This window comes from Paenibacillus sp. FSL K6-3182 (genome assembly GCF_037976325.1).
In the GTDB taxonomy this organism is placed as follows: domain Bacteria; phylum Bacillota; class Bacilli; order Paenibacillales; family Paenibacillaceae; genus Pristimantibacillus.
This window is the reverse complement of the sequence record NZ_CP150265.1, coordinates 2,155,837-2,178,476: the sequence shown is the minus strand read 5'-3', so window position 1 is coordinate 2,178,476 and position 22,640 is coordinate 2,155,837. Positions and strand designations below refer to the sequence as shown.

Here is a 22,640-nt window from a genome sequence, read left to right as displayed (position 1 = left end):
AAAAACCTCCGATATTCGTTTTGATCTCGATGCCGCAAGAGCAAAACGTTTATTGCATAATCCGTTGAACAGAATAAATATCCTGCACTCGTTTGATTTTCTCAACGACCGAAGTAAGGTGCTCGACATTGCGGATAAGCACCGTCATATGAATATGCGACATTTTGTTTTTTACAGATCGTCCGGTTACAGCTGAAATGTTCGTCTTGCTTTCGGATACAGCCTGCAGCACTTCATTCAGAAGGCCTCTGCGATCGTGTCCGGTTATTTCGATATCGACGCTGTAATTGGCGTCGATATTATCTTCCCACTCTACCTCTATTACGCGTTCGCCCTCTTCGCCCTGATCGCCGAAAGGAATGTTCAAACAATCCATTCGGTGGACTGAAACGCCGCGCCCTCGGGTAATGTACCCGATAATCGCGTCTCCCGGTACAGGGTTGCAGCAGCGTGCAAAACGAACGAGCAAATTGTCGATGCCCTTCACAGTCACGCCTTGATTCGGACGTGATTTGCGATTGCCCGGCGATTTTATTTCCTTGATTTCGCTTGTAAGCTCAATCTGGCTTGCCAGTTCGGCCTCTCTGCGCATCTTCTCTGTAAGCTTTGTACAAATTTGTGCAGCCGTAATCCCGCCAAAGCCGATTGCGGACATCATATCCTCAATATCGTTAAATGCGAACTTCGCGGCAGCCTCCTGCAGCTTATCTTCCTGCAGCCATGCGGAAGGCTCAAGTCCCAAACGCTTCAGCTCACGCTCAAGCAGATCCTTGCCTTTTGCTACATTTTCTTCGCGACGCTCTTTCTTGAACCATTGCCGAATTTTGCTTCTAGCGTGTGAGGACTGCGCAATTTTCACCCAATCCTGACTTGGTCCATAAGAATGCTTCGACGTTAATATTTCAACAATATCCCCGGTTTTGAGCTTATGGTCAAGCGGCACAATTCGACCATTCAACTTCGCGCCAATCGTTCGATTGCCCACTTCCGTATGAATCCGGTAGGCGAAGTCAAGCGGTACAGAACCAGCTGGCAGTTCTATGACTTCACCGCTAGGCGTAAATACAAATACGAGATCGGCAAAGAAGTCCATTTTTAGCGACTCCATAAACTCCGACGCATCGCGCGCTTCATGCTGAAGCTCTAAGATTTCTCGGAACCATGACATTTTATCTTCAAAGTTGCCGCCTGGTACAAGCGAACCCTCTTTGTAAGCCCAATGTGCTGCAATTCCGTATTCCGAGGTGCGATGCATTTCCCAAGTACGAATCTGTACCTCTGTAGGCTCTCCATTTGGCCCTATAACGGTCGTATGCAGCGATTGATACATATTCGCCTTCGGCATCGCGATGTAGTCCTTAAAGCGACCAGGCATCGGTTTCCAGAGCGTATGAATAATTCCGAGCGTAGCATAGCAGTCCTTAATATTATCAACGATTATACGAATAGCAAGCAGATCATAAATCTCTGTAAACTGCTTGTTGCGATCGGTCATTTTTTTGTAAATGCTGTACAAATGCTTAGGGCGACCAGAAATATCACCTTCAATACCCATTTCTTCGAGCTTCTCGGTAATCCGGGAGATGACATCGTCAATAAACTGCTCGCGTTCCGCACGCTTCTTCTTCATGAGATTGGCGATACGGTAATATTGCTGCGGATTCAAATAACGAAGAGCAATATCTTCCATTTCCCATTTGATAGCTGAAATACCGAGGCGATGAGCAATCGGACAAAATATTTCCAACGTTTCATAAGCGATACGACGCTGTGCTTCTTCCGATTGGAACTTCAGCGTGCGCATGTTATGAAGCCGGTCAGCCAATTTAATCAAAATGACGCGAATGTCCTGAGCCATGGCGACAAACATTTTACGATAGTTTTCGTTTTGCTGCTCTTCTTTAGAACGAAATTGAATTTTTTCGAGCTTCGTTAGACCGTCTACCAGCATCGCACAAGTTTCGCCAAATTTCGCACGCACCGTCTGCAAATCAACAGTTGTATCCTCAACGACATCATGGAGCAATGCTGCGATAATGGACAGCACGTCCATTTGCATATCAACAAGAATATCCGCCACCGCTACGGGGTGCAGAATATATGGCTCTCCCGATTTCCGTACTTGTCCGTGATGGGCTTGCTCCGCAAAGTCATAGGCTTCCTGGATGCGTATAAGGTCCTGCTCTTTCATATAGGCGGATGCCTTCTCGAGTAAATGCTCAATGCCCATGAAACGTCCCTTTCTGATTACACTCCTGGCGGATCCCATTCATGCGTTTTCCGAGTTTTTATAATATTATGCCTGTAATCACAGTACCGCGTCAACTACCAGAGACCTCCAGCAATAAAATAAAACCGCCTGGCCTTCTCGCAAAATGCGAATAAGGGGGATAGGCGGTCATTTTATAGAGCAATCTTGCTGCTTGAATTATGAGTAAGTCATTAGTGAGAATACGTCGATTCCTTTAAGCTTTTCACGGCCAGTTAAGTATGCAAGCTCAATTAGAAAAGCTGCGCCTACTACTTCACCGCCAAGCTGCTCAATCAAATTGATCGATGTTGCGATCGTTCCGCCTGTTGCAAGCAGATCGTCAGCAATGAGTACGCGTTGGCCCGGTGTGATTGCATCCTTGTGCATAGCCAGTTTATCCTGTCCATACTCCAAATCGTAGCTTGCTGTAATCGTCTCGCCCGGCAGCTTGCCGCTTTTGCGAATCGGAGCAAAACCTACGCCTAGCGCAATCGCTAGCGGTGCGCCTACTACGAAGCCGCGAGCTTCTGGTCCTGCAATGACGTCAATTTTCATATCCTGTACGGCAACTCGCATCTCTTCAATCGCAGCACGATATGCTCCTCCGTCTTTCAGAAGCGTCGTAATATCTTTGAAACGGATACCTGGTTGCGGGAAATCAGGAATTACCCGGATGTAATCTTTGAAGTTGTATTGTGTGTTGGACACTTGAGGTCAACCCTTTCCAATTCTAACTATTCATTATAATTTGTGTTGCTTCAAATTGTGCTTTTGCTTCTCGGTAACGTTCAGAAGTAGCTAAATCACGTTTCTGAGGTGAGGCTGCTGCCTGCATCAAACCATTGTCTCGGTTAATAAATTGCAGCTCCTCGAATACTGCCAGCATAAGCTCAACCGTCTCTAAGGATAAACCACTTTGCTTCGATAAGCGAGCATTTAATCCTTGAAGCGGAACTTCCCCCAGCTGTTTCAACAGTTGATACACTTTGCCGAATTGCTCGCGCTCTGGAAATTCGACAGCAGCAGGATCAAAATGCACATCATGCAGTTGAAGCTGAGGTTTACGCTGCCCATTCCACTCATTAACAGATAATTCGCCGACAACATCTATTTTGCTGCCCGGCTTTAATCCTTCTGCTAGCATTCCCATACTGAAGCCGATACCGTCTAATAGACGACGGCCGCTTCCTAGAGACAGCTTTAAGTGTCTTGACTCCTTGCCTATCGTACGACGATCTGCAAGCTCCGTCTTCTGAAACAGCAATCTTGGCGATGGATTTCCCATCCCGAACGGCTCAAGCTGTGAAAGCTCAGTAATTGTATCGAGAGTGGCTTCGCTAACCGAGCATACAAGATCAACAGACGTTTTGGGAATCCAATCGTCAGCGCTCAGCCATTCAGCAGCCAGCTCGCCAAGTTTCTGTTCAAATTCAGATAGTCGATCGCGATGAAGACTCATTCCAGCAGCGGCCTGGTGTCCTCCGTAATGATCGAGCAGCTCGTCGCAAGCTGTAAGGGCTGCATGCAGGTCGAAGCCTTCTATGGAGCGCGCAGAGCCTTTACACATCCCTGTCTGCTCATCTATCCCAAGAATAATAACAGGCTTATAATTGCGTTCAAGCAGTTTGGAGGCAACGATACCGATGACGCCAACGTTCCAGCCTTCACCTGAGAGCACAATAACTGGCGGAGGTGATACATTCGCGGCTGCAGCATCGTCGCATTTGGTCTGCCACTGCAGCTCGGCTTCCTTCACGATACTCTCCACTACGCGCTGCCGTTCTTTGTTTAGACTGTCCAGTCCGATTGCAGTCAAAATCGCATTGTCATAATCGTCGGTTGTGAGCAGTTCGACTGCACGTTTCGCATGATCGAGCCTTCCAGCTGCATTGATGCGCGGTGCCATTCCAAAAGCAATGCCTGTCGCAGTAATGCTGTCCAGCTCAATGCCGCCAGCCTCTGCCAGCGCTCGGAAGCCTACCCCTGCATGGTTCTTCAATCGTTCCAAGCCGCAGCGAACAAAAATACGATTCTCGTCTTTAAGCGGCATTAAATCTGCTACTGTTCCAAGACTCACAATATCGGCCCACTCAAGCGGAGGGCGCTCTAATAACGCATGTGCCAGCTTGAATGCAACGCCTACGCCCGCAAGCCCTTTGAACGGATAAGTGCAGCCTTCTTGCTTCGGATTAACGACTGCTGCAGCATTTGGGATTTGCTCTGGCGGCTCGTGATGATCAGTAACAACAACATCAATCCCGAGCTGTTTCGCATAATCAATTTCTTCAACAGCGCTGATGCCCGTATCAACCGTAACAATTAAACCGATGCCCTCTTCAGCAGCCAGCTCAATCGCTTTTTTGTTTAATCCGTAACCTTCCAAAGCACGATGAGGAATATAATAATCAAATTCATAATTTAATGATCGAAATAAATGTACCAATAAAGATGTGCTTGAAACGCCATCCGCATCGTAATCGCCATAAATCCTTATTTTCTCATTGTTGGCTGCTGCTCGCTTTATGCGTGCAACGGCAGCCTCCATTCCTAGCAATAAATAGGGATCATGAAAATGCTCCACCCCGCCTCGCAAAAAACGTTCAGCCGCTTCGGTATCATCAAAGCCACGCTGCACGAGTAGTCTCGCTACTAGCGGCGGCAAACTAAGATTCGCTGCCAAATCCTTCGCTTTTGCTTCGTCGTCCGCAGACCATGGCGCTACAGCCCATCTTGTCTTCCTTTGAATCATGCTGCTTGCTCCTCTCCTGCTGTTTGCTGTTCTTATTGCAGCAGTGTCGGCATCTGCTCCTGATTCGGATCATGATTAGACTTATAAGGATAACCAGGATCATAAGGCTCAACGAAAATCGATACATCCGTAACATGTATAAAACGTTTCATGACGAGCTGCTTTACCCTTTTGGCAATCTCTTGACCCTCAAGAACAGAAATGCGTGGATTTACACTTATAACCATTTCTGCAATGACATAATGACCATGCTCTTTCGCTCGCAAGGTTTGCACAGTAATGACTCCATCAACACGTTGAATAAGCTGCATCAGCTCATCCGGATTTTCCTCTGAAGTCTTGCTATGTTCATCTTTTCGCATAAAGACTGTAGCCATTCTATAACCGTTAACGATAACAATGACCGCAATAACGATTGCTGCCGCCGGATCAAAATAATAGAGCACCGGCACATTCAGCATTTTACCAATAATCGCTCCGCTTGCGCCCACTAATGCTGCGACTGAACAATAAAGGCCTGTCATTCGATCCTTCGATGGAAAAAACAGCTGCTGAACGATTAGAGCAAGCGCGATGGCCACTGCCGCACTCCAGTGCGGAGCGCTCGTTACACGATCAGAAAGGTCTCTAATGGCAGATATACCGATTTCGAGCCCAACGATGAGAAGGACGACTGACAACAATATCGTTGTCGCCGTCTCTCCTCTTAAATCTACTGGTACCGCTTTGGCACCCGGGTTTGCCATTTTTCGCTGCCGGCTTGCCCTCAAACCTGAAAGGGCAACAACTCCTGCAGCGACCTCAGCCGCTGTTCGAAATGCATCCGCGAGCAACGCTTTGCTTCCTGACAACCATCCTATTACACCTTTAAATAGAGCCAGCAGCATGTTTCCCCATAAGCCGGCCCAGCTTGCGGACTCTGCTTTTACATATCGCTGTGTGGTTGACATTTATACCTCCTACAAGGTTTTGCGAATGCAAAACCTACTTCGTAAGCATGTACTTAGGTTTTACGAATGCAAAACCTACTTCGTAATCATGTACTTAGGTTTTGCGAATGCAAAACCTACTTCGTAAGCAATCAACTGCTTATAATTAAGCTGTTTTCTTAACAACAGCCTTCGGCTTTTGTCTGCCTTTAAGCATTAGCCATAGCGGGCTCGCGATACAAATGGACGAGTACGCACCGCTTGTAAGACCAATGATTTTTGCAAGGGCAAATAGCTTGATTGACTCGCTTCCGAAGATGAACAAACAAACTGCAACGATAAGCACTGCTAATACAGTATAGATATTACGCGCCATTGTTTGCCAAATACTTGCGTTAACCATCTCAGCGAGCTGCTCACGGTTTTTATATTGACCAAACCGAAGATTTTCACGAATCCGGTCAAAAATAACGATTTTATCATTGATAGAATAACCGATCGTTGTCAACACCGCCGCAATAAACGGAAGATCTACTTCCAGACGGAATATCGAGAACAACGCGACAACGACAAATGCGTCATACAAAATCGCAATGTTCGCAGCTAGTGCAAAGCGCCATTCAAAACGAATCATGACATAAATCATAATGGCTACGCTAGCAATCAGTACTGCCCAGATCGTTTTGATCCCAAGCTCCTGCGCCATGTCCGGCGATACGACGTTAACCTCAGCCGATACTTGATCACCATACTTCGCTTTAAATAAGTCTTGAATTTCAGTGATTTTGGTTTGTGTAAGCACTTCGTCAAAACGAGCCGTTACACGTTCTTCACCTGTACCGCCAACTGTAGGCGTGATGCCTTCGATTCCTGCTTTCACAAGAATTTCTTTCGCGTCCTGCTGGGTAACTGCTTTGCCTACTGAAATATCCATATTCGTACCGGCCTTGAAATCAACACCGAAATTAAGGCTGAAAAAAAGCAAAGACAAGATGCCGATTACGGTTAACGTGATCGAGAACAGAAAGAACTTATTGCGGTTCCCGATGAAATCATAACGAATTTTTGTATTAAAGTTCACGGATTTCTGCCTCCTTCACACCATAGTAGCTTGGTTTTGTAAACAGGTTGCTCTTAATAAGGAGCATAATTAAAAAGCGGGACAAGAAGATGTTTGTCAGCATACTTACCAAAATACTGAAAATCATCGTTAATGCAAAACCACGAATTGCTCCGTTACCGATAAAGTACAATACTGCACTTGAAATGATGTTCGTAATGTTCGCATCCATAATGGTACGGAATGAGTTTTTCGATCCAGCTTTAAGCGATGAAAGCAAGCTTTTCCCGCTTCGAATCTCTTCCTTAATCCGCTCATACATAATGATATTCGCATCAACCGCCATACCTATACCAAGCACAAAGGCGGCTATACCCGGGAGGGTTAGGGTCGCATTCATTAAATTAAATACTACGATCAAGAGCCAAGTATAAGTAATTACTGTAATACCAGCTACAATGCCTGGAATACGGAACAATATAACAAGGAATATCAAAATAATGACTGTTCCGATAACACCCGCCTCAACGGTGTCTTTCAAGGAAGCTAGTCCTAGTTTAGCGCCAACGCTTTGCGTATATTTCTCAGTGAGCTTGAGAGGCAATGCTCCGAGGTTAATCATATCGGCCATTTCTCTCGCTTCATTTACGGTATATTCACCCGTAATTGTAGCTGATCCGCCTGAAATTGGTTCTCTTACGGATGGTCTGGAAAGCTCTTTATCATCGAGATAGATCGCTAAATACGAACCGATCAACCGTGTCGTAATTTCCTCGAATTTTTTCGCATCCTTAAGTTCGATCGTAACAAAAGGTTTGCTTAAGTTGTCATAACCAACACCTGCGCCATTTTGCTTAAAATCGCTGCCGTCCAGCTCGATCTTGCCGTCAGGTCCGCGGAACGTTAAATTAATAGGTTTAGCAAGAATCTCTCTTACTTCATTCTCATTCGCAACTCCTGCTAGTCTCAAACGAATACGGTTTGAACCTTCAGTTGTAATTTCCGGCTCTACAATACCGAGCTCGTCAATTCGCTTTTCCAAACTTTTAGCAGTTTCCTTTAGTGATTGCGGTGTTACAGCTTCTCCACCTTCAAGCGGCGTAGCTTCGTACAAAACCTCAAATCCGCCCTTCAAATCAAGGCCTAGCCTTACGTCTTTCACTAGCGATGGGCTTGTCCAAGCGATAACGCCAAACATAATGACTACGATCGCAAGGAAGGCAATTATTCTCTTCCCGAACATACGTCTAAATCCCCCTTATGATCTCAATATTCCTATTATACAGACGGGACAAAATCGAGTCAAAAAAAAGAAACCGTCAATTTAAAATTGGGTTCCTTTGTATGCGCTTATCGTCATGAAATTCATAAATTTCATAACCTTTAAAGATAAAATATCATTTACTAATTCATGCAGTTCGGGCTGCCCCGACTTGTTATATTTCTGGCTAACGCATTCCCAAACCTCTTGACCCGTTACATGTTCGTAGCCAATGAGATGAAATTCCTCCGCTTTGCTGTTGCATAGCTCCTCAATCATACGATTTAATTCTTCGTCTGCCATGCTGCGCCTCCCAAAAGCTTATGACATAAAGCTGTATCCCATCTATTCGCTGTACCTCTGCCTTTTTCCTGCCCGCTTCATTGCTAATCTATAAATTGACTGACATGGAACTGGACATGCCGAGCATAAAGATGATAGTACATGCCTGTCTAAAGACTTCGACTCATATCAGCATCAGGCAGCATTTGGTTATTTCATGATAGAGAAGAGGGTACAACATAATGACAAAACGATCGGATCAAACAAAGCAAAACTTTATAAAAGGCGCCATGATATTGCTTGCTGCAGGATTAATTAACAGGCTGCTTGGTTTCATACCTCGCATTGCACTCCCCCGTATTATGGGGGCAGAGGGTGTTGGATTATACCAGCTAAGCTATCCGTTTCTAACTGTCATGATAACCCTCATCACAGGAGGCATTCCGCTTGCCGTTGCCAAATGGATTGCTGAAGCGGAGTCGCAAGGTGATTCCAAACGAGTAAAGTATATTTTTCGAACGGCTATGCTCCTCGTTACTTCGCTAGGCGTATTGTTGACCGCTCTCATGCTTCTTTTTGCACCTTGGATAACGAAGCATGTGCTGCCGGATGCCCGCGTATACCGCACCTTTATGGTTATGACGCCTATGCTGCTCATTATTGGCATATCCTCGGTTTATCGAGGTTACTTCCAAGGCAAACAGAACATGATTCCTACCGCTGTATCTCAAATCGTAGAAACCTTGCTGCGCATTGTTGCATCGCTATCATTTTCCTTCATGCTCCTGCCCTATGGACTTGAATGGGCGGCTGCCGGCGCAATGCTTGGAGCTGTGCTTGGAGAGATCGGGGGCCTCGCCGTACTTCTTTGGAAATACTACAGAGACAAATCCCGCATCAAACAAAAAGCTCTCAGTCATCCAAATGAAGAAGCAGGGAAAAACATTCCTGTATTGCGAAAATTACTTAGCTTATCCATTCCTGTTACAGGCAGTCGATTAGTCGGCTCCTTCTCCTACTTGCTGGAATCCATCTTTACCGTACGGAGTTTAGCGGCGGCAGGAATTACAACGGGCATCGCCACTGCGCAATACGGAGCATTGCAAGGAATGATCATACCGCTGCTTTTACTGCCAACTGCATTAACCTACTCACTTGCTGTTTCTTTGGTACCCTCCTTATCCGAAGCGGCTGCACGCGGAGATCATGCGTTAATTCACAAACGGCTGCATCAATCGATGAGGCTTGCACTTGTTTCAGGGGCGCCTTTTGTTGTTATTATGGCTTTGTTAGCTGAACCGATTTGCCGTATCGTTTATAACCATGCCGAAATAGCTCCGATGCTCCAGCTCATCGCTCCTGTTGGCATTTTCATCTATCTGCAGGCTCCCCTGCAAGCAGCACTCCAAGCACTAAATAAACCGGGAACGGCATTAATTAATACATTAATTGGTGCGGTGGTCAAGCTATTTCTCATCGTTCAACTTGCATCGAATGCTGATTTTGGAATATACGGTGCTTTAATCGCTATTAATGTCAATATCGTACTCGTCACATTATTGCACGGCATTAGCGTATTGCGTTTCATTGGCTTCCATATGAAAGTACTTGATTTTGTAAAAGTTGGAACCTCTATGATTATTATGGGAGCTGCCGCCAGGTTTACGATGAATCATAAACCGCTCTCCATGGAATGGGTAAATTTACTTCTTGCATGCACAGCTAGCGTAATCATTTATTTAATTTTGATGATCGTAATGAAAATCATTGATCGCCACGATATGGCGCGTTTACCATTGTTCGGAGCTTGGTTTAAATAACAATGGTAAGGTCATCGAATGATAAAAACCGCGGTAAAGAAAGGGATAAGCCCTCTCTTTAACGCGGTTTTTTATCATGCGTATCAATAAACAACTTCCCTTTATAGTCAATCGTACAAAAAAACACGTCCTTAAAATCGAAGACGCCTCTTTCCTGCAAAACATTTTTTAGCCAAAATCTTGTCTTTTCAAGATTTTCCAAGTTTTTGTCCTGCACCTTGCCATCCATAATAAGCGGGACAGGCAATATCTCAAAGCGATATTTCGGTGGAAAAATATTCGTTTGATTGTACTGCTTCAGCTTTTGGTCGGATCGCTCTGATTCCTGACCTTCATTACTGCCCTCTTCAGACTCATCAGCATTTTCCTTGGGTATGACGGACAGCTTGCCGCTCGTCTCCAAAATCGCAAATTCAACATCCGATACAGCACTGATTTTATTTTCCCTTAACTGCAGCATTAGATCATCCAGATTGTACCGTTGCTTGCGCATAACGTCACTATTCAGCTTGCCCTTGTCAATAATTACACTTGGTTTGCCATCAAACAGCAGTCTTAGCTTTCGACTCTTCATCGTCATAAAAGCACTGCCTACTTGAATAATCATCAAAACGACCATCGGTAAGATGCCTTCCCACATCGCCCGCTCCATGTCTTCAATAACAATGACTGCAATCTCAGCAATCATGACTGAAATAACGAGATCGAACACGGAAAGTTTACCGATTTCTCGTTTTCCCATAAAACGCATGATCAGAAATACGACGAAATAAATCATTATCGTCCGGATCAACAGGCCCCAAAATTCCAAAGGAAACCGCCTCCTCGTCTTTATCATTCGAGCTGATGCCAGCTGCGTTTTGTCCGTAAAGCTATTCTGACCTACGTGTTACAACATCATACTCCTGCTGTTTATACGAATATATGGCAATGCCGAATAAGCTGCTCATAAATCCATACTGACAAGCTAATTCCTGTACTATTCTACCTAGCTTGACCATATGGATAAGTAATACGTTCATAACGCTGGGGGGAATATGATGAGTTCGGTTAAACAAGCACCTAAGCCGCCTTTAATCGCTTCACCTTTGCTTGCCGGAGTGCTTTTTTCAATCATTTGGCTAGCAGTAGGCGCATTGCTGCTCTCACTGCTTTTGCATTTTACGGCAATGAAGGAAAGCAGTTTGCCCTCTAACGCCATGCTGGTTCACGGCTTCGCAGCTCTAGCGGGGGGCTTTACATCAGGAAGACGCTCTGAGAACAAAGGCTGGTATAATGGTGCATTGCTCGGTTTGCTTTATGGCGTAATCGTTATCATTATCAGCTTTCTTGCTTCAAATGCTTCGTTATCCGTACACAGCATCCTTCTTCTAGGTGTCGCTCTCCTATCAGGCGCATTTGGCGGTATGATTGGCGTAAATATGAAGAAATAGACATTTACAAAAAAAAAAACCGACTGACATGCAAGCATGTCAATCGGTTTTTTCAATTATTTCTCTAAATCAACCGACGCTGGTGCGGAGTTGATAATTGTATTAATTGCGCTGCGCTCAAATGTCATTTTAGTTGTATCGTTGACACGAATAACAACCGTATCGTCACTCAGCTCAACGACTGTGCCATGCAATCCACCAATTGTTGAAATTTTATCGCCTTTCTTCAATTGGTTAAGCATGCTTGCACGAGTCTTTTGTTTCTTCTGCTGCGGACGGATAAGCAAGAAATAAAAAACCGCAAACATAAGCACAAAAGGCCAAATCATTTGTAGGATATTTGTTGATCCTGCTTCACCTGCTGCTTGCAACATCGAAATCCCTCCTTTCAAAACCCTTTCTCATTATCGAACAGGCCGTAGCTTGTGAAGAAGGAATCCCGGAAATCCAAAAGCCGGTCATCCATGATCGCTTGCCGAACGTCCCGCATGAGTTGTAGCAAGAAATGCAAATTGTGATAAGTCGTCAGTCTCATACCGAACGTCTCATCCGCTTTAATTAAATGCCGGATATAAGCTCTGGAATAATTCGTGCATGTATAGCATGAGCACTCTGGATCCAGAGGACCATAATCCTCAGCGTACTTCGCATTACGGATGACGAGTCTGCCTTGGCTTGTCATGGTTGTCCCATTGCGAGCAATACGCGTTGGCAGAACACAATCGAACATATCAATACCGCGGATAGACCCTTCAATTAATGCATCCGGCGATCCAACTCCCATAAGGTAGCGTGGTTTATTCGCTGGCAAAATGGGAACCGTATAGTCGAGAACATCATACATCAGATGTTTAGGCTCTCCAACACTCAGTCCACCAATAGCATACCCCGGGAAATCCATGGAAGTCAAATCATTTGCGCTTTGAATGCGCAAATCTTTGTACATCCCCCCCTGAACGATAGCGAACAGCCCTTGGTCATGCGGTCTTGCATGAGCCTTAAGGCAGCGCTCTGCCCAACGAGTCGTACGCTCCAACGATTTCTTCACATAGTCATGCTCGGCAGGAAATGGCGGACATTCATCAAATGCCATCATAATATCAGAGCCAAGAGCATTCTGAATTTCCATCGCTACTTCTGGTGAAAGAAATTTTTTGTCGCCATTAAGATGGGAACGAAAGTGTACGCCTTCCTCGGTAATCTTACGCATTTCGCTAAGACTAAAAACTTGGAATCCGCCGCTGTCTGTTAGAATTGGACGATCCCAGTTCATGAACTTATGCAATCCACCAGCATTTCTTACAATGTCATGGCCCGGTCTTAGGAACAAATGGTAGGTGTTGCTCAAAATAATTTGAGCATCCATCGCTTTTAGCTCTTCAGGAGCCATCGTTTTCACAGTAGCTTGTGTTCCTACCGGCATAAAGGTAGGCGTCTCAATCACACCATGCGGAGTGTGTACACGTCCTAGTCTTGCTCCTGATTGTTTACATTGTTTGATTAATTCATATTTTACAGCCACAATTCACGCTTCCTATTCCTAATTAGTAAATAAACATGGCATCGCCAAAGCTGAAAAATCGATATTCATGAGCAATCGCTTCTTCATAGGCGTGCATGACAGCATCTCGTCCAGCCAGCGCACTTACAAGCATAACGAGCGTTGACTTTGGTAGATGAAAATTGGTGAGTAATGCATTGACAAGCTTAAACTCGTAACCTGGGAAAATAAAAATAGATGTCCAGCCGTTGCAAGCTTCGATTGCTTTTCCTTCAAAGCGAGCAGCAACAGTTTCCAGCGTGCGAGATGAAGTTGTTCCTACAGCGATAATACGTGCCCCGCTCCGTTTGGCTTCATTAATTATTTCGGCATTTTGTTCACTCAGCTCATAATACTCTGCATGCATTTCATGCTCCTCAACAAGGTCAACGGACATCGGGCGGAATGTGCCTAGTCCAACATGCAGTGTTACGTAGGCGAGTTTAACGCCCTTCGCTTGCAGACGCTGAAGAAATTCTTCCGTAAAATGCAAGCCAGCCGTTGGTGCTGCTGCTGATCCCGCATGTTTGGAATACACGGTTTGATATCGCTCGCGTTCTTCAAGCCTTTCCTTGATATACGGAGGCAATGGCATTTCTCCAAGACGGTCAAGCAGCTCCTGGAATATCCCCTCATATTCAAAACGTATCGTACGTCCGCCCATTTCGCCTTCTTGCTCAACAACAGCGCGCAGCAGCGGATTGCCTGCACCATCATCTCCAAAGGAGAGTGCGGTGCCGACCTTTAAACGTTTAGCCGGTTTTCCGAGCGCATCCCAGCTGCCATCCTCGAGCTGTTTCAATAACAATAGCTCAATCTTAGCACCCGTATCGCTCTTCATCCCCGTTAACCTGGCTGGAATAACTCTAGTGTCATTTAGAACTAGAACGTCTCCAGGCTTAACATACTGCTCTAAATCCGTAAATCTATTGTGCGTCAATTCGCCTGTTTGCTTGTTTAATGCAAGCAATTTCGAGGCCGTTCTGTCAAGCAATGGCGTTTGAGCAATTAAATGTTCCGGTAATTCAAAATCAAACCATTCTACGTTCATATCGATTCAATCATTCCTTAGCGATGGTGACATCTTTGTAGTAGTATTTCAAAATATATTGATAGTCATACCCTTGCTGAGCTAGGCTTAATGCTCCGTATTGCGATAATCCGACCCCGTGTCCGTTGCCAGACCCAACAAAACGGAATGAAGGCTCCTTCGTAGCTGCGCGAATATTACCGCTGCCATCTAATATAAACAAGTTAGCGTTAACCGCCTCTGTTTTTGTGCCTCCGGCACTAATCATATAAACAGGATTCGAATCCGACGGCTTCGTACGTGTTGTAGCTCCAGCACCAAGCATAGCAACCTTCGCGGTTTCCTCAATCTGGAACAACGTACTAGGCAAGGACCCCTGTACACCTAGTGCAGCACGATAATCAATTGGATAAGTAACAGCTAGCTTTTGTCCATTTGCTGTAATTTCTGTCGCACGTCCTGAAGCGCCGCGCTGGCTCACTTCGAGTGATTTGAGCGGACCTGAGACCGGAGTTTTCACTTTGCCGTTAATCGTTGTTAACATTTCTTGTGCGCTGTAAGGACCACGTATCCAAGTCATTGAATTGGATTCTACACTTTTATCCAGCACAACGACCCGTGTTCCATTGTCAACCGTTGCAATGACAGGGATCGTATCCTGTATAAGTGGATGCTTGCGTACTTTTGTGCCGTTTGTATTTACTAGCATGATACGACTTCCTGCTGCTGTCGTTTCTCCTGTCTCAGCTAGTAAATCCTCTCTAATATAACCAATTGCTCCGCTAGGGACAACAACGCGGTACCAATTGTTCAAACCTACCTCCGATGAAGCGTCCGGGCTTTTGACAGCCTGCATATAAGGAACTGCATTCCCCCACGCTTCTTTGGCATCAGCCGTAAATCCACCACTGTTGGCTGAATAGATCGCATCAATTGCTTTTCCATTGTACAATGCAACTTCGCCTGCTGTCTCTTCGACGGCAGCAATGGTTGATGGCCGCTCTGAGCCTACACCGTAATAAGCTTGGCTTAAAGTCGTATCCACGACATGTGCGATTTGGAAACCAAATCCTCGATTTAAAGCATAAGTGCGTGCAGCAACCGCTTGTGCCTTAAGTGCTTCGATAGGCCATGTAGGGTACATTTCCACACCTACAACTGAATATAAGTATTGTTCAAATGGAAGTTCATTTACTACTGCCATCCGTCCATTTAATATACTAAGCTCAAATAGTCCTCTATAGCTGCGAGCGCTCCGCTCGTTTAGCTTAATTGGATCATTCCCGATTGGAGATACCGTAACCTTCGTATCGTTGCCAGCAAACATATAGAGCTCAGTACTGCTTTCAGCTTTGGCTGTTACGGTATGATCATTTCTTATGAGCAAGTAAGCCGAACTAGCATCGGCCTCCTTCAATGCAGCTCCGCCTGAAGCATTTGCGGCAGCTGCTTTAACAATTTGCAGTTCAGCAGCTGATACAGCCGCCCCTACCATTACCGAGTAGTACGCTGATCCACTTTGCTGTGAACGAATAGCAACATAGGTATCGAGGCCAACTGCTCCGAAGCCGCTTGCTGCTGCTATCGCATCCGCTTTGCTGGTCAAAGGACCGCTCTCCAAATGAAGTGGGCCTTGAACCACCGAGTTCGAGCCTCCAACTAGCTTAGACAGCTCACTATCACCTTTCCACTTCGTTTGTGCAGTCACAGCTTCTGCAGCTGTTTTGTATGTACCTTCAATAACCTGATAGATGATTGCACCATTTTTTGAAAGGGAGGTTATAAAAGCAGTACCTTTCAAAGCTTGCAAACGTTTCTGCACAGCTAGAGCTGAAGCAAACGTGGAGCTCTCGTACACTTTGACTTTAAAGCTGTCAACTGCGAATCGAGCTGTAGCTGCTCCATCTACATTAAACCAATTATTGATGCCATCAGGCTTCCTTACACCGATGCTCATTCCACCCGTTGACGAAAATGTGGCAGCTGCTGTCGTATCATCGTATTTCCCAGGCAATTGCATGAACAAAGCAACTCGGATATTGTCGAGCTTTGGTACTGCCGCCTGTGATGGAGAGCCTGTCCAAGCTGTAGCGAGCAGTACAATTGCGATCGTCATGATTAAGTAACGCTTCATATTCCGTTTAATTGACATTCCTGTTGTTCTCCTCCCTCTTCCGCGGCAATTCGCAGCCATTAACGGAACAGCTTTGTTCTGTAGATCCAAACCATTCATATCTTCTTTTGGCTACAAATTTGTACAGACGATTTGCTATGCTTTTCATACCAGGTATTCGATAAAGTACGGATAGCCAGCGAAAGCCCTTTACCGTTCTTAAAATACGGACAATTCCATCCGCACCAGCAAAGAGCTGCCCCTGCTCATCAGCAACATGCATTTTCTCATACAACTCTTCAAATTTCAACAGACCAACGGAAGGAATTAGCTGTTCCGTACTGCCTGCTGCCTCCAACTGTTGAATTTGAACATAATGCAAATCCGCTTTAGAATGAAGCTCCCTCAGCTTCGCAATGGAACCCAGGCACAGATTGCAATGGCCATCATAGATAACATAAAGTTTCTCAGCGGCACCATTGGCTCTGGAACTCATGGCGTACTACCTCCCCGGTATTGGTAGACCTAGGTGACGATAGGCGTTTTCCGTAGCAATCCGGCCTCGCGGCGTTCGCTGTAAAAAACCAATTTGCATTAAATACGGCTCATAGACATCCTCAATCGTTTGGCTTTCTTCGCCTATCGTTGCTGCAATCGTATCAAGGCCAACTGGCCTGCCGGCAAAAGTAGTCATCATTGCTTGCAGCATTTTGAAATCGATGAGGTCGAGTCCCATTTTATCTACCTGCAGCAGCTCAAGCGCCGAACGCGCGATATCATGTGTGATCACGCCGTCGCCGCGCACCTGCGCAAAATCACGCACTCGTTTAAGAAGACGATTCGCAATCCGCGGTGTTCCTCGAGACCGCATTGCAATCTCAGAAGCCGCTTCACCTACAATGCTGACGTTCAATATTTCTGCTGTTCTAGCCACGATAAACGCAAGCTCATCCATCGTATAAAATTCTAATCGGCTCACTACGCCAAAACGATCACGAAGCGGTGCAGATAAAAGCCCTGCTCTTGTAGTTGCGCCAATCAAGGTAAAAGGCGGCAAATCGAGTCGAACCGATCGAGCGCTGGGCCCTTTGCCAATCATAATATCGAGTGCAAAGTCTTCCATTGCCGGGTACAATACTTCTTCTACTGTACGATGAAGGCGATGAATTTCATCAATAAAGAGTACATCGCCTTCCTGCAGGTTCGTGAGCAGTGCAGCAAGATCACCAGGACGTTCAATTGCAGGTCCCGATGTCGTGCGAAGGCTCACTCCTAGCTCATTGGCAATAATGTTCGACAAAGTCGTTTTACCAAGACCTGGAGGACCATACAGCAGTACATGATCTAGCGCTTCTTTGCGCAATTTTGCTGCTTCAATATATATTTTCAAGTTTTCCTTGGCTTTTGTTTGCCCAATATATTCGGCTAAATAACGGGGACGCAAGCTGAGCTCAACTGCCTGATCTTCCATCATCAGGTTGGCGGAAATGATTCTATCATCCATCTGCCTTCATCTCCCTACTTTAACCTTTAAATAGCTGCTGCAAAGCCCGCTTCATCAAAGAATCGACTGATTCCTCCGCCGTAACGCTATGCTGCAATCCATTCCATGCTTTATCAAGCTCCGCTGCTGTGTAGCCCAGCGCAGCAAGCCCTTCCCTTGCTTCCTGCCAAGCGGTGCCTGCGCCTTGACCTGAATGCCTGCTCGATGTGAGATCAAGCGCAACGCCTGCTGCAGTCAAAAGACCTCCATCCAGCCCCGCCCCGATCAGCTTGTCCTTTAGATCTAGAATCATCCGCTGTGCGGTTTTTTTCCCTATGCCCGGAAGCTTAATGAGAAACGCTATATTTTCCTGCTGAATAGCGGCTATAACCGCATCCGGTCGACCACCTGACAAAATGCCCAAAGCGACCCGTGGACCAATGCCGGATACCTCCAGCAGCTTGCGGAACAGCGTCTGCTCCTCTCTCGTCTCAAAGCCAAACAACAAGACAGCATCCTCGCGAACGTTATGATGAATATAGACGACGACGGGCTCTTCTTTTTTTGCAAATGCATACGGATTAGGAGTAAATACACGATAGCCGGTATCTCTTACGTCCAGAACGATATATTCGGATTCTAGATGGACGACATTGCCTCTTAAAAAATCGATCATGAACGTTTCACCTCATTTATTTTCTGATTGAGTACGACCGAGTGCGCATGACAGATCGCAACAGCGAGCGCATCGGCAACATCATCGGGCTTCGGCACTGCCGAAAGCTTCAAAAAAACCTTAACCATTTCTTGCACTTGTTTCTTCTCCGCTTTGCCATAACCAACAACCGCCTGCTTTACTTGAAGCGGCGTATATTCGCCAATAGGCAATCCGCGCTGCGCAGCAGCCAAAATAATAGCGCCCCTAGCCTGCGCCACATCAAAAGCCGTCGTCACGTTTCGATTAAAAAATAGTTTCTCTATGCCCACAGTATCCGGCTTATATTTATCCATTAAAGCGCCCGCAGACTCGTAAACTTGCAGCAAACGCTGCTCTGAAGGCGTATGAGCTTCCGTCTGAATCGCACCGTATTGCACGGGCGTAAGCTTGTGTCCGATCTTATCTATGAAACCAAATCCAACGATCGCATAACCAGGGTCAATTCCAAGAACGCGCAAACGGTCATCTCCTCAAAATAACTGCTTTCTCCACATACTCACTGAAAGTTGCTTCATCCATTATAGCAAAAGATGGCGTGAATGAGAACGCGCGTTTGATATTTCGGCCTTTAGACATAAAGAAAGGAGACCGCACGATGATGTGCGATCTCCTTTGTCACTTACTCTTGCTGATAAGCCGGGTTCATAACTTTCTGATTTTGCTCAATAGCATAGTCGCTATAGGTGGATAGAACACTATTATATTCTTCCATGTCGGTTATCCGAATCCCTTTGGTAAGCTGGTCCAGCTTATCCTGCGGCAAACTGCTCTCCATATAGCGAACGTCCAGCTGGAAAAAGGTTCGAACAACCTTTTCTTTTTTTGGAGCACCGTCATAAAGGGTAAGATTCCCTTTCTTGTCGACGCCCATATACGCATTCGCTTTACAATGCTCGGACAAATCCTCAATACGCTCTTCAAACTGAACGGTGCCCTGTTCTTGATTCAACATGACCTTCCACTCCGGATGTGCAAGCACTAGCTGAACAATCTCTTTACTCATCAATTGACCCAGAAGCTTCGATTCTTCGCCGCACACATATACGAGGCGCAGCTTTGCAGATAGCGCTCCATCAAGCTTCTCAAGCTCTTGAATAACGCTCGTTTGATTCGCTGATGGCTTGGGTGCAGCTGTGACAACATTTTTATTAGCGATAAAGAGCCAACCTGCTAGCAAGCAAAACATAATAACGCCTAACATCCAAACGGGACGCCGCTTTCTCTTTAAACGTTTCTTTAAGTTTTTCCAAAGGCTGAATTCCATCATAGGGAAGACCCCTTCTTTATATTTTTTGATAGTATGCGCCATAATTACATAAATATTCAAAACGATTTATTTGTAAGAATCCATAGTTTAAGCTGCTTGTCCTATACTTGTTTTTCAAAAAAAGACTAACATTATGTATTCATAATAAAGAAAGCCCCAAAGGATAGTAGACCTTTGGGGCAGCATGTATTTATTTAACGATTGATCCAAGGCTGATTTCCACGTTTTTTCGGTTTATTAGGCCGTGTGGAAACTGTTCGAATAACTGCTTTCTTGTTCGATTTCTTTGGTACAACTATCTTTACTGGTTTTTCAATTTGTACGTCAGCCGCCTTTGCGGTGTTTTGATCAGAACGATTTCCCTTGCAGCCGCAATCGTCTTGATTCATATTGCCTACACCGGCTGTTTGAGGCCAGCCTTGATTAGATGGAAACGGCTGTGAGTATGGGGAGAAACCAGCTACAGGATAACCATAGCCGCCATCATTTTGCACTTGAACCGGCATTACATTCCCATGCCCGCCATGACCATAGCCGGAGCCATAACCATACTCAGGCTGCATGCTCGATGGGAAAGCCATCCCTTGGTTCGGCTGTGTTGCAAACGGCGATACCATGCCTTGGTTCGGCTGCGATGCAAACGGCGATACCATGCCTTGGTTCGGCTGTGTTGCAAACGGCGATACCATGCCTTGGTTTGGCTGCGTTGCAAACGGCGATACCATGCCTTGGTTCGGCTGTGTTGCAAATGGCGATACCATGCCTTGGTTTGGCTGTGTTGCAAACGGCGATACTGCACCTTGGTTTGGCTGTGTCGCAAATGTCGATACTGCGCCTTGGTTCGGCTGTGTCGCAAATGGCGATACCGCACCTTGGTTCGGCTGTGCCGCAAATGGCGATACCGCGCCTTGGTTTGGTTGCGTCGCAAATGGCGATACCGCGCCTTGGTTCGGCTGTGTCGCCAGCGGTGATACACTGCCTTGGTTCGGCTGTGTCGCCAGCGGTGATACACTGCCTTGGTTTGGCTGTGTCGCTTGAGGGGACACCTTACCTTTATTCGGCTTTGTTGCCAGCGGCGATACCATGCCTTGGTTCGGCTGTGTTGCCAGCGGCGATACCATGCCTTGGTTCGGCTGTGTTGCCAGCGGCGATACCATGCCTTGGTTTGGCTGTGTTGCCAGTGGTGATACCATGCCTTGGTTCGGCTGTGTTGCCAGCGGCGATACCATGCCTTGGTTCGGCTGTGTTGCCAGCGGCGATACCATGCTTTGGTTCGGGAAAGCAGAAGTTCCGGCTACCATTTGACCACTTTCCTGCATGCCATGCTGGAGTGGATTTATCATGGGATAACCATAACCCCATTCAGGGCCAACGCCCATTGGCATGCTGGATGGAGATGGGTAACTGCCGACAAATACCATCCCCGGCGGACACTCAAATGGCGCCTCGTTGCCTTCATGCATTGGGCTTACCGTACTTCCGAATGGCACAGGTTGATGCCAATCTCCGTAACCGTAGCCATGTTCCATGTGAGCAGGCATGGTCATTGGTTGACCAAATCCATACCCCGACTGAATTGGCATGGTCATCGGTTGCCCATAACCATATCCCATCTGAGCAGGCATAGTCATCATTGGCTGATGATGCCCATATCCTCCGTAAGTAGGCTGTTGTGCAGCTGGCGAGATTGCTTCAGGTGCTTTTGGCAAATCATACAAGGATAATGCTTCGGTTGCTGGGATGCCATATTGCTTGAATAAATCAACATTTGGCTTGTATTCGGAATGAATCGGTTTTAGCTTTTTCTCAACAGGCTTTTCGATTGGCAGTGCCTTTTTGGCTGGCTCAACTGCTGCCGCCTTAGGGGCAGGAAGAGGAGCTGGTTCTACTGGCTTCACAATAGGTGCTGTTGGTTTTTTCTCTTGAACAGGTGCAACAGGCGTTTCAGGAGCAGGGGCTACTGGTGCTGGTGCAATAGGCGCAGTTGGCGTCTTGCCTGCAATTGGAGCTGTAGGTGTTTTTCCAATAATAGGCGCTGTAGAAAGCTTTCCGACCCAGCCCTGTACCCCTTGCATGATTGAGCTTGGGTGAAGGGCGTGATGACCTCCCGTGTTTTGTGCCACGCTCTGCCCAGCTTGTTGTCCAGTACCTCCAGTACCTTGGCCACCAGTTCCTTCAGTCATGGTTTCGCCTACTTTAGGGATATTCACAACTTCACCAGTAAGCAATACATTCGGATTTTTGAGCTGCGGATTCGCTTTAATCATATCCGCGAGCGGCACGCCCCAAGCTTTCGAGAGCTTCCAAAGGGTATCACCTTGTTTCACAATATGCTGATGCATGATGTCCATTCCGCCTCCTGCGCCGCCCGCGATGCTTGAAGGAATTTTCAGCTTCATGCCAACATCAATGGCGTCCGGATTCGTAATACCCGGGTTCAGCTTCAAAAGCTCTTCGAGCGAAACATTATACTTTTGGCCGATAAAGTATAACGACTCGCCCTTCTTCACAATATGGATTTTCACTCGTTGTTAACCTCCTGTCACGTTCTGAATAACCAGGCACTGCTAATGCCTATTATCAATCCTTACATCCTATGCAGAATATGGGCAGGTGTCTCCACTTTCACAAAAAAAATAGTAAAAAGCCGAGTTCACCCAACAGAGTGAACTCGGCTTTCTATTACAATATCGATTAAACCTAA

Annotated in this window: 20 protein-coding genes; 2 read left to right on the top strand and 18 right to left on the bottom strand. The window is 46.1% G+C overall.

From position 1 onward, the window contains the following. Positions 1-49: 49 nt before the first annotated feature. The 7 genes from MHH56_RS09455 to MHH56_RS09425 form a co-directional block, all read right to left on the bottom strand. Positions 50-2,230 (bottom strand): bifunctional (p)ppGpp synthetase/guanosine-3',5'-bis(diphosphate) 3'-pyrophosphohydrolase, encoded by a 2,181-nt coding sequence (locus MHH56_RS09455; RefSeq protein ID WP_076270827.1) that lies wholly within the window; start codon positions 2,228-2,230, stop codon positions 50-52. Positions 2,231-2,428: 198 nt separating this feature from the next. Next, on the bottom strand, positions 2,429-2,959 hold the full coding sequence (locus MHH56_RS09450; RefSeq protein WP_076270828.1) for an adenine phosphoribosyltransferase: 531 nt from the start codon (positions 2,957-2,959) through the stop codon (positions 2,429-2,431). Positions 2,960-2,981: 22 nt separating this feature from the next. Next, positions 2,982-5,000, bottom strand: a complete 2,019-nt coding sequence (gene recJ / locus MHH56_RS09445; RefSeq protein ID WP_339207881.1) for a single-stranded-DNA-specific exonuclease RecJ — start codon at positions 4,998-5,000, stop codon at positions 2,982-2,984. A 32-nt stretch (positions 5,001-5,032) separates the two neighbouring features. Next, a complete protein-coding gene (locus MHH56_RS09440) occupies positions 5,033-5,950 on the bottom strand; it encodes a cation diffusion facilitator family transporter (protein WP_076270829.1) in 918 nt (305 codons plus the stop codon). A 145-nt stretch (positions 5,951-6,095) separates the two neighbouring features. Further along, a complete protein-coding gene (gene secF / locus MHH56_RS09435) occupies positions 6,096-7,010 on the bottom strand; it encodes a protein translocase subunit SecF (protein WP_339207880.1) in 915 nt (304 codons plus the stop codon). After that, entirely contained in the window at positions 7,000-8,232 is a 1,233-nt protein-coding gene (gene secD, locus MHH56_RS09430) for a protein translocase subunit SecD (RefSeq protein WP_076270831.1), read from the bottom strand. Before secD ends, secF begins: the two co-directional genes overlap by 11 nt. Positions 8,233-8,313: 81 nt before the next feature. After that, positions 8,314-8,553 carry a post-transcriptional regulator gene (locus tag MHH56_RS09425; protein WP_076270832.1) on the bottom strand — a complete coding sequence of 80 codons (240 nt, stop codon included), beginning with the start codon at positions 8,551-8,553 and terminating at the stop codon, positions 8,314-8,316. 221 nt (positions 8,554-8,774) lie between these two features. Here MHH56_RS09425 and spoVB point away from each other — a divergent pair, with 221 nt between their 5' ends. Next, entirely contained in the window at positions 8,775-10,352 is a 1,578-nt protein-coding gene (gene spoVB / locus MHH56_RS09420; RefSeq protein WP_339207879.1) for a stage V sporulation protein B, read from the top strand. Between the two features lie 58 nt (positions 10,353-10,410). Here the strand turns inward: spoVB and MHH56_RS09415 are convergent, their stop codons facing one another. Continuing rightward, a complete protein-coding gene (locus tag MHH56_RS09415) occupies positions 10,411-11,163 on the bottom strand; it encodes a DUF421 domain-containing protein (protein WP_339207878.1) in 753 nt (250 codons plus the stop codon). Positions 11,164-11,389: 226 nt separating this feature from the next. Between MHH56_RS09415 and MHH56_RS09410 the strand changes: the two genes are divergently transcribed. Continuing rightward, positions 11,390-11,785: a TIGR04086 family membrane protein gene (locus tag MHH56_RS09410; RefSeq protein WP_339207877.1), complete on the top strand. Its 396-nt coding sequence runs from the start codon at positions 11,390-11,392 to the stop codon at positions 11,783-11,785. A gap of 56 nt (positions 11,786-11,841) precedes the next feature. Here MHH56_RS09410 and yajC read toward each other — a convergent pair whose 3' ends face one another. The 10 genes from yajC to MHH56_RS09360 form a co-directional block, all read right to left on the bottom strand. Beyond that, positions 11,842-12,159, bottom strand: coding sequence for a preprotein translocase subunit YajC (yajC, locus tag MHH56_RS09405; protein ID WP_076270836.1), 318 nt, complete (start codon positions 12,157-12,159; stop codon positions 11,842-11,844). 14 nt (positions 12,160-12,173) lie between these two features. Continuing rightward, positions 12,174-13,307 (bottom strand): tRNA guanosine(34) transglycosylase Tgt, encoded by a 1,134-nt coding sequence (tgt, locus tag MHH56_RS09400; RefSeq protein WP_179089915.1) that lies wholly within the window; start codon positions 13,305-13,307, stop codon positions 12,174-12,176. A gap of 22 nt (positions 13,308-13,329) precedes the next feature. After that, a complete protein-coding gene (gene queA, locus MHH56_RS09395; protein ID WP_339207876.1) occupies positions 13,330-14,376 on the bottom strand; it encodes a tRNA preQ1(34) S-adenosylmethionine ribosyltransferase-isomerase QueA in 1,047 nt (348 codons plus the stop codon). Positions 14,377-14,386: 10 nt separating this feature from the next. Then, positions 14,387-16,507 carry a SpoIID/LytB domain-containing protein gene (locus MHH56_RS09390; RefSeq protein ID WP_339207875.1) on the bottom strand — a complete coding sequence of 707 codons (2,121 nt, stop codon included), beginning with the start codon at positions 16,505-16,507 and terminating at the stop codon, positions 14,387-14,389. Next, positions 16,497-16,964 carry a DUF393 domain-containing protein gene (locus MHH56_RS09385; protein ID WP_339207874.1) on the bottom strand — a complete coding sequence of 156 codons (468 nt, stop codon included), beginning with the start codon at positions 16,962-16,964 and terminating at the stop codon, positions 16,497-16,499. The genes MHH56_RS09390 and MHH56_RS09385 overlap by 11 nt, the downstream gene beginning before the upstream one ends. A gap of 6 nt (positions 16,965-16,970) precedes the next feature. Further along, positions 16,971-17,972, bottom strand: a complete 1,002-nt coding sequence (gene ruvB, locus MHH56_RS09380; protein ID WP_076270841.1) for a Holliday junction branch migration DNA helicase RuvB — start codon at positions 17,970-17,972, stop codon at positions 16,971-16,973. Between the two features lie 19 nt (positions 17,973-17,991). Then, complete coding sequence (gene ruvA, locus MHH56_RS09375; protein ID WP_054027250.1) at positions 17,992-18,627, bottom strand: Holliday junction branch migration protein RuvA; 636 nt, start codon at positions 18,625-18,627, stop codon at positions 17,992-17,994. After that, positions 18,624-19,127 (bottom strand): crossover junction endodeoxyribonuclease RuvC, encoded by a 504-nt coding sequence (gene ruvC / locus MHH56_RS09370; RefSeq protein WP_076270842.1) that lies wholly within the window; start codon positions 19,125-19,127, stop codon positions 18,624-18,626. The genes ruvA and ruvC overlap by 4 nt, the downstream gene beginning before the upstream one ends. A 161-nt stretch (positions 19,128-19,288) precedes the next feature. Beyond that, positions 19,289-19,936: a BofC C-terminal domain-containing protein gene (locus MHH56_RS09365; protein WP_339207873.1), complete on the bottom strand. Its 648-nt coding sequence runs from the start codon at positions 19,934-19,936 to the stop codon at positions 19,289-19,291. A gap of 194 nt (positions 19,937-20,130) precedes the next feature. Further along, positions 20,131-22,461: a LysM peptidoglycan-binding domain-containing protein gene (locus MHH56_RS09360; RefSeq protein ID WP_339207872.1), complete on the bottom strand. Its 2,331-nt coding sequence runs from the start codon at positions 22,459-22,461 to the stop codon at positions 20,131-20,133. Positions 22,462-22,640: the final 179 nt, after the last annotated feature.

Coding starts and splice junctions, on each gene's coding strand:
- recJ (WP_339207881.1), bottom strand. CDS start 5,000: ATGATTCAAAGGAAGACAAGATGGGCTGTAGCGCCATGGTCTGCGGAC.
- MHH56_RS09365 (WP_339207873.1), bottom strand. CDS start 19,936: ATGATGGAATTCAGCCTTTGGAAAAACTTAAAGAAACGTTTAAAGAGA.
- secD (WP_076270831.1), bottom strand. CDS start 8,232: ATGTTCGGGAAGAGAATAATTGCCTTCCTTGCGATCGTAGTCATTATG.
- MHH56_RS09425 (WP_076270832.1), bottom strand. CDS start 8,553: ATGGCAGACGAAGAATTAAATCGTATGATTGAGGAGCTATGCAACAGC.
- MHH56_RS09440 (WP_076270829.1), bottom strand. CDS start 5,950: ATGTCAACCACACAGCGATATGTAAAAGCAGAGTCCGCAAGCTGGGCC.
- ruvA (WP_054027250.1), bottom strand. CDS start 18,627: ATGATCGATTTTTTAAGAGGCAATGTCGTCCATCTAGAATCCGAATAT.
- ruvB (WP_076270841.1), bottom strand. CDS start 17,972: ATGGATGATAGAATCATTTCCGCCAACCTGATGATGGAAGATCAGGCA.
- queA (WP_339207876.1), bottom strand. CDS start 14,376: ATGAACGTAGAATGGTTTGATTTTGAATTACCGGAACATTTAATTGCT.
- MHH56_RS09385 (WP_339207874.1), bottom strand. CDS start 16,964: ATGAGTTCCAGAGCCAATGGTGCCGCTGAGAAACTTTATGTTATCTAT.
- MHH56_RS09410 (WP_339207877.1), top strand. CDS start 11,390: ATGATGAGTTCGGTTAAACAAGCACCTAAGCCGCCTTTAATCGCTTCA.
- yajC (WP_076270836.1), bottom strand. CDS start 12,159: ATGTTGCAAGCAGCAGGTGAAGCAGGATCAACAAATATCCTACAAATG.
- MHH56_RS09455 (WP_076270827.1), bottom strand. CDS start 2,230: ATGGGCATTGAGCATTTACTCGAGAAGGCATCCGCCTATATGAAAGAG.
- MHH56_RS09390 (WP_339207875.1), bottom strand. CDS start 16,507: ATGTCAATTAAACGGAATATGAAGCGTTACTTAATCATGACGATCGCA.
- spoVB (WP_339207879.1), top strand. CDS start 8,775: ATGACAAAACGATCGGATCAAACAAAGCAAAACTTTATAAAAGGCGCC.